The following is a 1,142-nucleotide window of genomic DNA, read 5'->3' as shown; positions in this document are numbered from 1 at the left end:
TGCAACTATCGGCAACATGCTGCCACAGGATTTGAAAACCATTGTTTTTTGGAAATTTCGTTGTTATTTTGCAGCCAAACATTGAACCAATGATTTGAAAATATGATGAAACAAGCATTTGCAGCAACGAATAAGTCTGTCACTATTGCAGCGTCTCTTTGCATCCATGATGCTCCACTGACGTACAGACTTACTGATTCACTGTCGTACTGTCGTATGGAAATGATGAAGCATTGCAACAGTTCAAGGTCTCCATAATGGAGCAATGACCAATAGACATGGACATCAAAGTGTTCATATCTTTGAATTGGCAGGAAATCATAGAAACGAGTAATCAACAATTTAAAAAGTTAACGATATGAGTAAGACAAGATTTGTTGCGTTCGCAACACAGAAAGGCGGAATAGGAAAGTCCACCATCACGGCTCTTGTAGCTAACTACTTTCACAATGTCAAGGGTTACAATGTGGCGGTCATAGACTGTGACGAGCCACAATACAACCTTGCAGACCTGCGAGACGAGGAACTGGAACTCATCAAAAGCAGCGACTATTTCAAAGCGCAAGCCTGTGAGCATTTCAAAAAGCTGGGCAAGAAGTCCTTCAGCGTAACGAGAAGCAATGCTGTCAATGCGCTTGACGACGCAGAGACAGTGTTGAATGAAACAGAGGTTAAACTTGACTTCATCTTCTTTGACATGCCTGGGACTATCAAAAGTGAGGGCGTCATGAAGACCTTGTCTCAGATGGATTACATCTTTGTACCCGTCAGCGCAGACCGCTTTGTTGTAGAAAGCGCAATGAGCTTCATGCAGTTGTTCCACGACAACTTTTTGACACAGGGTTGGTCGGTCACCAAGAAACTTGCTTTCTTTTGGACAATGGTTGACAAACGAGAACGCACGAGTTTGTATGATGTATATGAAGGTATGTTCAAGTCTCTCGACTATTCGGTTCTCAACACACGACTGCCAGACAGCAAACGTTTCAGAAGAGAGCTGTCGGAGAACAGAAAGTCAGTGTTCCGTTCCACCATCTTTCCATCAGACCCAAACCTGTTGCGAGGGAGTGGCATCAAGGAGTTGTCCGACGAGATTTGTGAAATCATAAAGACATGAGCCTATGGTAAGCAGAAAAATCAAC

At 43.3% G+C, this 1,142-nt stretch carries 1 protein-coding gene; it reads left to right on the top strand.

What is annotated here, in order from left to right; translation table 11 throughout:
* Positions 1 to 358: 358 nt before the first annotated feature.
* Positions 359 to 1,117, top strand: a complete 759-nt coding sequence (locus KTQ90_RS13445) for a ParA family protein (RefSeq protein WP_217318843.1) — start codon at positions 359 to 361, stop codon at positions 1,115 to 1,117.
* Positions 1,118 to 1,142: the final 25 nt, after the last annotated feature.

The sequence above is a fragment of the Leyella stercorea genome, from assembly GCF_019052365.1.
Lineage (GTDB): Bacteria > Bacteroidota > Bacteroidia > Bacteroidales > Bacteroidaceae > Prevotella.
This window is presented reverse-complemented; position numbering and strand designations above follow the sequence as displayed.

Bases quoted from the DNA above. Each gene is read 5' to 3' on its own strand.
- KTQ90_RS13445 (WP_217318843.1), top strand. From the start codon at position 359: ATGAGTAAGACAAGATTTGTTGCGTTCGCAACACAGAAAGGCGGAATA.